We start from the raw sequence: 7,753 nt of genomic DNA, 5'->3' as shown, positions 1-7,753 counted from the left end.
AGCAGTGAGTAGTTAATTTTTAAATATAAAGCCGGGACATTATGTCCCGGCTTTTTTATACCCAATAATTGGACCTTTGAAAAATTAATGTCGGAAAGTAACTTTGCTCCAAAGGCATCTTTCATGGCCGCTAACAAAGCTGCGTATACATGCTGAGGAATTAACATTCTTATAGGTGAATATTAGGTTGGTTTGCAGACTTCCGAGCGTTGAAAAACATGGATAATAATTACTTGGATAGAGGTGCATCTGCCTAGTAAAAATATTCTTCAGTGCCAGTGAGAAAAATATGAGCGACTACATACCTAAAAAGAGAGGGCTGCTTATACTGGATTGGTATGTCCCCCTTAATATTTTATTGCTGATTCTCGTTATGTGTGTCTTTTTCACCCGTTATACATTTGGATACGGTTTATTGAATGGGTGCCTGCCTGCTGATTTTTATATGATTGATCATTCGGATAAAAGTATTAAAACTGGTGAACTCATAGCATTTAACATGCCGAAATCGGTACGTTTTATCCCAGAAAATGAACGAGTCATAAAAATTGTTGCCGGTGTGGGCGGTGACAAACTTAAAGTAACAATGGATGGGGTTTATAACGGGGACAAATTTTTTGAAGCTAATGCACGTCGTATTTCGAAGAAATACAATATTCCGTCCATTTTGATTGAAAAAGAATTGATAATTCCTGAAGGCGAAGTTTTCCTAATTGGGCAAACCGATCACTCATGGGATTCCCGTTTTTGGGGAACAGTAAAGCTGAATTCAGTAATTGGGAAAACATATGCGATCTTTTAATGTAAATAAAAAATATTTACCAATACTTCCTGGACTTGCGTTATGTGCAGTTTTAAGTAATACAAATGCAAGCACTGAGTATCAACATGATGCTGACCTAATCGCTCAGCAAGCAAAAGGGCTTGGGGCACAGGCTAAAGGTGCACAGCAGCCAGATGGGGCTCTTAGCCTTGATGCTACGCTAAAATCACCAGATGTGCAGAAGTACATAGCGCAAGCTGAAGCACTCCAAAAAAACCAGGACCTGAGCAAGCAAATAAACCGTGGTTACGTCCCCGGTATGAATGCGGATAGTGTTCAAGCAGTTATAGACCATACCCAGGCTATCAGGGCCCAAAGTAATAACTCTGAAGCTGTCAACGATATAATTAGAAGACGTGATGAAATTCAAGAAAACGCCAGCCTTAATGAAGCGGCTCTGAAAGCTGTGGAAAATAAGCCGGAAGTCATGCGAGGACAATCTAAAAATATCGAAAAATTGTTTGGTTCCTCGGGCATCACAGCTGCTGACTTCGAAAGAAAAATGGATAGCACACGTGAAGAAGCACTATCAACTGAAAATGGAATAACGATCTTTGCTTCATTTAGCTTGCCGGATTATGTACTGGAAGACCTTCTACGTACGGCCTCAGAGCATAAAGCTCGTGTAGTTTTCAATGGTCTAAAGAAAGGAACTACTCGGCTACCAGAGACACAGGCAGCAATAAACCAAATGATTGTCAAAGGAAAATTTGAATCTCCTTTGATTACAATTGATCCTGATAGCTTCAGTCAGTATCAAGTAACTCAAGTACCGACAATTATTTCTAGGGAGCAAGCTCGTTTTGCAAAAATGGTAGGCTCCTTCAACGTTGAGTTTTTTCAGCGAGAACTTGCTAAAAAACCCGATCAGGATATTTTCCCGGTTGCTGGTACCACTTATCCCGTTGAAGAAAAGAGCATCATTAAAGAACTGGAAGAACGTGCACAAAAATATGACTGGGAAGGTGCAAAAAAAAGGGCCGTTTCTGACACATGGAAAAATCAATGGATGGTCGACCTCCCTCCTGCCCAGGAACACAAAGAATTTTTAATTGACCCTACAGTGAGGGTCACTCAGGACGTAAAAGATAAGCAGGGCCGTGTAATAGCTTCCGCCGGTGAGTTGATTAATCCACTTTCGAGATTTCCTCAAAACCTGACGATGATAATTTTCGATCCACTCAATCCGGGCCAGCTGGTATGGGCTGAGCAGCAGTATCGACAACGTCTGGGTAGTGGAAAAGTAATGCCAATGTTTACCCGTATCCAAAAAGATAATGGATGGGATCACCTAAATGATTTACGTGAAAAATTTAACGGTAAGGTGTTTAAAGTTAACGAACAGATCATCTCACGCTTTCAGATTAAAAACACACCTGCGCTTATAACTACTGACCAAGATAAATTCCGGATCACCCTGTTTAGCGAGGCAGAAGTCCGTGGTATCGGAGCCCCAAATCTTTCAGAGGAAAAATAAGATGAAACTCGGATTTATTATAGGCGCTCTCTTTGCAACATGGCTGACGCTAAATTATCCGGACCAGATGAGAAGTTATTTTACCAAAGCCGTCGACTATATCGAAAGTGTTGCAACATTTATTACATCCAAGTGAGCATGATGGTGAAAAAATTCAAAAAGTTACTTTTAGAGTTCATTGTAGCAGTTATGCTTTCGCTTTCTATACCGGGTATGGCTATGGCAGCAGATGCTGGAGTCCCTGGGGCTATGTGTCAGTCAGCTGGAGTGTGGCAGGGCTTGATTAAGAATATCTGTTGGAGCTGCATTTTTCCCATGAGGATAATGGGCATAGGGGCAGCTCCAGAAGGCGCTGCTCCTTCACGTCCGGGTTGCTACTGCACAGATCAGAACGGCGTACCGGAAATAGGTTGGCAATTGAGCTTCTTTCAGCCGGTGAAGATTGTAGAAGTTGTAAAGAGCCCCTGGTGCAGCCCCTTTCTTGAAGGCACGATGCTTCAAAAATCGCAGTTTGATATTGGTAAAAGCAACACAAATCAGCCAATGACAGCAACTGAAGCCGGATTTTACGATGTTCATCTTTGGGAGTTCCCAATCATGACAATGCTCAAATTACTGATTATTGGCGAGTGCACTGCTGAACCCTATATAGATGCCAGCCTGACCTATATAAGCGAAGTGGACCCTATGTGGGAAAGTGATCTGCTTACACTCGTCCTGAATCCAGAGGCAGTAGTTTTTGCAAACCCAATTGCCTCAATGGTGTGCGCTGCTGACTGTGTAGCAGTAACAGCAGGAAAGGATAATCTCGCTGCATACTTTTGTGCCGGATGCGATGGCAACCTTTATCCATTAACCGGCCACATTTACGCAAATGATGACGCTGTAAGGACGAGTTCACTGATAACCCAGCGTCTTCTGACTAAACTACATCGCCAGGGAATGCTGATGCGAACGATGGGAGCAGACGCAATGTGTGAGAAAACGTGGGAATACTTTACACCTCGTTCCCAGTATCGGCTTTCAATGCTTTTCCCAACTCCTGAGGCGAAAGGGCCGGATTGCTGTCATCGTCTTGGTGATTCGGTACATGACTGGTCAACCCTTAAAGGTGGGCGCAAAAAAATAGGCAATGATAATTATGTCTATATGTTGTGGCGTTACAATGACTGTTGCGTCAGATATATACCAGGCGCTTGATTTCTAAGGGTAAAAATAATGAAACTTAGAAAAACGATAGCTTCAACTATTATTGCATCAATGATTGCCAATACTATGAGTTGGGCTTTTTATATCTCTCTCATAAATATGGTAATGACTCCTCGTATTTATGCGGCAGACGCTATATTTGACCAGCTCGAAAGTAACTTTAATCTTGCTAATCCTAACGCAAATCGCAATGCGACAACCAGTGCTCAGGACATTGTTGAGAAGTACAAGAATGCGGATTCAGGCGAGAATGTCAGTGGGAAGATCACCGAGAAATACGTGGGTAAAGCCGAATCCGCTAATCTTAATCTCGGAAAGTATGGGGCAGGGAACTCAAATGAAAGTGTCATGAAAAATGCCGCATCCGATGGAAAGTCCATTGGTAGCGCCGTACAACTGCCGAGTATGTCTGGAGGGACAATCAATTCAAACTATACCAAGGAAGGGGCAAAGCTGCTCTCTCGGGATGCTAATGGCAACATTGGTATAAGCAGTAATCCCAATACTACTCCTGGAACCAAAACAAATACCGGAGAGATTTTCAGCTCAGAGCAAAAGCACAGCGATATTAAGTTCAATGCCGCAGATCGTTATGGGGATGAGGATGGCTTTGTAAACGATATAAAGAATCGGAAAAGCCAGTTATTTGATGCTCAAAGTTATGATGGCGTTGCCTACCGCACCCTCGTAAATGCTAACAAGGACAACCCGGCATCATCTATAAAGCCTAACGATCCCATGTTTACTGCGGGGAGAAATGAGATAACAAATGCTGTTGCTGGTACTGGAAACTGGCTTCAGAACTGTAATGTTGAGACCTCTAAAAAAACAGTAACCACACACTATCCTGATTACAAAGAGTTCTACTGTAACTCGCCTAAGCAAGATAACTTCAGCAGCTGCACGATAACCCGTGATTTTTCAGTCCCTGTTTACATTTCAGGCGGAAACGGAGACATGTCGATGTGCGGCGATAATTGTGTGCGTATATGGTTTGGTCGCCGTGATGACAACTACTGGAGTGACGGGGTATATGATAACGAACTGACATTAAAATTCCATCCGGATGCAAAATTGGCCTCAGCAAAGATTGTTAACGCGGAGTGGGATGACCACATGCGGGTAACACTTGATGGCACGCAGATTTTTGCTCACATAGATGGTGCATATCGAGAAAGTGACTATCCGGCTCCTAAGGGATCTTGGGAGTTAAAAAAATCGTGGAAACTCGACAAGGTTTACGATGTGACTGATAAGGTCAGAAAATCGGTGTATGAGGAGCCTGATCGAGAAGTGACAATGGCATCCAGAGTATGGGTTGGTGGGAAGGGTGAAGGGTATTTTGAGGTTGAGCTGACTTTTGAAAATATGAAGCTCGAAGATAAGCACGTCCAGGAACCAGCTGGTTGTTACGATGCTGTACAAGCTCCGAATACATTCTGCCGTTTCGATCGGTTTAAAGATATGGATGTTGGCACAAAACGGCTTCCGGAAAGCGTGCTTTCATTGGCAAAGCCTCTGTATGAAGGTGATAAAGGATTTCTTACCTGGAAGACAAACCTTGAAGGCTACTTTTGTGATCCATTGGCCAAAGACAAAATTTGCTCTTATGACGCTAGTGGAAAAATTATGAAAGACGCTAATGGAAAGGACCTCTGTTACAACTATGAAGAAATAAAGAGTATGCCTGATGCATGTAGTGCTTATAAAAATGATGCAGCATGTGTACTCGATAAACAAACATGTGCAGAGGGTTGGTTCGATGAGGGCACTAACAGTTGCTACATGTATGAACAGAAATACACCTGTGACAGAGGGAAGGATGTAGTTCGGGAGGTTGAATCTTCTACAAATGCCTGTGTTGGCATGATCCCATGTTCAGGTGGAACATGCGAAACTGGGCCAAAGGAAGAGAACAACGATTTTGGAAAAGTTGCGGCTTATTCAAACATGGTTCAGTACATGCAGGGCGAAGCCAAATGCGAAGACCCTAACGATGCCAATTCATGTTCCGTCTTTGAAGGAAAACCTGAATGGTGTGGTCGTTCAGTAGGCTTTGTAAATGGCCTGGCAAAGACGGACTGCTGCGAAGCACCACAGGGAACCGCAGGAGCACTTGAAGGTATCATGCTTGCCGGATCTATGATCAGAAACACAAACTGGACCAGAGTTAATGCTCAGCTAATAAAATGGACCGGCGGTGATACAGGTACATGGGCTTCTATGTCTAATGCGGTCGGAGAGTGGACTGCATCAGCTGGTAAAACAGTAGGGCAAATGTGGAACAACGTCACGAGCTCCTTAACGAGCGTATATGAAAACGTCGCTGGTAATCTAAGCAGGGCAGTTGGGTCTTCCGCAACTTCTGGAGGGGCAGGAGGTGCTGGCCAGTTGGCACAGGAAACAATGTCCAGCTTCGGTATAGGTCAGCTTAAGCAGATGGCAATGAAGAAAGCCTACGAATTGCTACCAGATACAGTTCGTGACTTTGTCTTTAAGAACGTTGCTACTACCGGAGGAGAGGTTGTCTTCTCGGCTGCGGTTCAAAACTTTATGCTTGCATTAAACGTGATCGGTTGGATTTATACAGCCTATCAGGTCACTAAAATGCTTTTAGAAATGTTGGTAGCATGCGACCAGAAAGAGATGGAAGCTTCTATTCATAAGAATCAAAAATCCTGTTTTACATTAGATACGGAACGATGCGTCAAATATCTGAATGTTGGTTTCACAAAGAAATGCGTTAAAAAAGCAACAGACATGTGCTGTTATAATTCCATGTTGTCACGCGTTATTATGCAACAAGCTTATCCGCAATTAGGAATAGACCCTGTCGCCTCTAATTGCGTGGGGCTATCAATAAAGCAAATACAGCAACTGGATTTCGATAAAATTGATCTGACGGAGTGGATTAATGATGCAGTTCAGGTAGGAGAAGTTCCTGATCAATATTCAAAATTCTCCGAAGAATCAATTGTGGAAAACTTACCATTCCAGAATGAGAACTATCAACTTCCATCAGAACGTACCAAGGAAGCAATGGGCGGTGAAGAAAATATGATAAAGGCCAGACAAGAAAATGCTCAGGCTATAAAAGAGGAAAATGTAGATTGTAGCTATTTACCTCGACCGGCCATATGTGAGGTAGGTTCAACTACGCTGGATCCGGTTACGGGCAAGCAGTTGCCGAAATATTGAAGAAGGGGCCGTTAGGCCCCTTTTTTAATTACTTGGCTTTCAATGTTTTTTCTGGGAAGCCTTTTTTACCGTATTCACCGGTAAAGAGGTAATAATCTTTTCCGTTGATGGAGGCTGCAACACCCCCTGGAGTTGTTGTATTTGGGCTATCAGAACGGAAAATGATACCCGAAAAATCAGCGCTTGTTTCGTTTCCTTTAAATGGGATGAACACATAACGAATTACAGCGTAATCACCAGCGGGAAGGTTTAGCTCAGGAATTTCGGTTCCTGTTGCGGGGCGAATCGCCTGAAAGCTGTACATTGAATCTGTAGGGAAAACATCAGCATCAGGCTTAGAGGGCAGATCACAGGTACTCCATTTATTGACGACTGCCATATCAATTTTACATGTGGCCAGAGCTGCTTTCTGTTTTTCAGGGTTGTATCCAAATGAGGCCTGAGTTGCTTTTGTATGCTCAAAAACATACTTAGCTCCCTCACGTACCAAACTTTCATCATTGTAAGGCAATTTTTTTGGATTGGGGACGAACACTAGGTATTGATTGACCTGGATGTATTCGGCGTCAGAAGAACTGTACAAAGAGCTGAGGCTCATGATCCCAAAACCTTTTAGACCGCCTGTTACGTAGCCCATCGAACTATTGATGAGATACTTAGAAAGAAAGTTGTCGGCATCCCCTCCAGGAGTAACCTCTTGCTCCTTAAAATTAACGTCGAAACCAGCAAACGAATAGGCATTCTTGGCGACAGAATCATTTGCATTAGCATGCCAGTACTGGCCGTGACTGTACGCATTCAGAGCGGTGCCTGGCGTAGTGCCGGTGTCACCGGCACAACCCGATAGGGAAAAACCAATGACGACAGAAGAGACCAGAGATACTAAACGTAAAAGTTTCATTTAAAGCCCTTTTTGTAATGTCTTTTGGAGATGGAACCATTATTCCATAGTCACGCGTTTCACAAACAACCTGATTGCATAAAAAAGGAAAAAAAGTGATTTCCAGTAGAACCAGCAGTACACTAGAAAAGCGCTTTTATAAAAA

The 7,753-nt window shown here is 43.1% G+C and carries 5 protein-coding genes; 4 read left to right on the top strand and 1 reads right to left on the bottom strand.

Going from position 1 to position 7,753, the window contains the following annotated elements:
• Positions 1–289 precede the first annotated feature (289 nt).
• The 4 genes from trhF (at position 290) to trhN (ending at position 6,707) form a co-directional block, all read left to right on the top strand.
• The gene (gene trhF / locus ACNQ0W_RS24225) at positions 290–802 is read left to right on the top strand and encodes an IncHI-type conjugal transfer protein TrhF (RefSeq protein WP_001286760.1); all 513 of its coding nucleotides are present in this window, start codon (positions 290–292) and stop codon (positions 800–802) included.
• On the top strand, positions 789–2,300 hold the full coding sequence (locus tag ACNQ0W_RS24220) for a TrbC family F-type conjugative pilus assembly protein (RefSeq protein WP_001256132.1): 1,512 nt from the start codon (positions 789–791) through the stop codon (positions 2,298–2,300). The genes trhF and ACNQ0W_RS24220 overlap by 14 nt, the downstream gene beginning before the upstream one ends.
• A 144-nt stretch (positions 2,301–2,444) precedes the next feature.
• Positions 2,445–3,500, top strand: coding sequence for an IncHI-type conjugal transfer protein TrhU (gene trhU / locus ACNQ0W_RS24215; RefSeq protein WP_181231580.1), 1,056 nt, complete (start codon positions 2,445–2,447; stop codon positions 3,498–3,500).
• An 18-nt stretch (positions 3,501–3,518) separates the two neighbouring features.
• A complete protein-coding gene (gene trhN / locus ACNQ0W_RS24210; RefSeq protein WP_000776701.1) occupies positions 3,519–6,707 on the top strand; it encodes an IncHI-type conjugal transfer protein TrhN in 3,189 nt (1,062 codons plus the stop codon).
• A 28-nt stretch (positions 6,708–6,735) separates the two neighbouring features.
• Here the strand turns inward: trhN and ACNQ0W_RS24205 are convergent, their stop codons facing one another.
• Positions 6,736–7,608: a hypothetical protein gene (locus ACNQ0W_RS24205; RefSeq protein WP_000771834.1), complete on the bottom strand. Its 873-nt coding sequence runs from the start codon at positions 7,606–7,608 to the stop codon at positions 6,736–6,738.
• Between the last annotated feature and the right edge of the window lie 145 nt (positions 7,609–7,753).

Origin of the sequence: Enterobacter cloacae complex sp. 6730903 (assembly GCF_048283985.1) — a bacterium.
In the GTDB taxonomy this organism is placed as follows: Bacteria; Pseudomonadota; Gammaproteobacteria; order Enterobacterales; family Enterobacteriaceae; genus Enterobacter; species Enterobacter hormaechei_C.
This window is presented reverse-complemented; position numbering and strand designations above follow the sequence as displayed.

Coding starts and splice junctions, on each gene's coding strand:
- trhF (WP_001286760.1), top strand. CDS start 290: ATGAGCGACTACATACCTAAAAAGAGAGGGCTGCTTATACTGGATTGG.
- ACNQ0W_RS24220 (WP_001256132.1), top strand. CDS start 789: ATGCGATCTTTTAATGTAAATAAAAAATATTTACCAATACTTCCTGGA.
- trhN (WP_000776701.1), top strand. CDS start 3,519: ATGAAACTTAGAAAAACGATAGCTTCAACTATTATTGCATCAATGATT.
- ACNQ0W_RS24205 (WP_000771834.1), bottom strand. CDS start 7,608: ATGAAACTTTTACGTTTAGTATCTCTGGTCTCTTCTGTCGTCATTGGT.